Consider the following 395-nt stretch of genomic DNA (forward strand, 5'->3'; position numbering starts at 1 on the left):
CCACCTGAGTCGGTTTAGGGTACGGGCCGCCATGAAACTCGCTAGAGGCTTTTCTCGACAGCATAGGATCATCCACTTCACCACAATCGGCTCGGCATCGGGTCTCAGACTATGTGTCAGGCGGATTTGCCTACCTGACGTCCTACACCCTTACCCCGGGACAACCACCGCCCGGGATGGACTACCTTCCTGCGTCACCCCATCACTCACCTACTACCACCTTGGGTCAGCGGCTCCACCACTCCCCTCAACTCCGAAGAGATCAGGGCGGCTTCACGGCCTTAGCATTAATGGGCTCGATGTTTGACGCTTCACAGCGGGTACCGGAATATCAACCGGTTATCCATCGACTACGCCTGTCGGCCTCGCCTTAGGTCCCGACTTACCCTGGGCAG

Annotated in this window: 1 rRNA gene; it reads right to left on the reverse strand. The window is 58.2% G+C overall.

What is annotated here, in order from left to right:
• Positions 1-395: ribosomal RNA gene (locus tag IO36_RS36090) — 23S ribosomal RNA — on the reverse strand; the annotation flags it as partial.

Source organism: Streptomyces aureus (assembly GCF_000725495.1).
GTDB classification, from domain to species: Bacteria; Actinomycetota; Actinomycetes; order Streptomycetales; family Streptomycetaceae; genus Streptomyces; species Streptomyces aureus_B.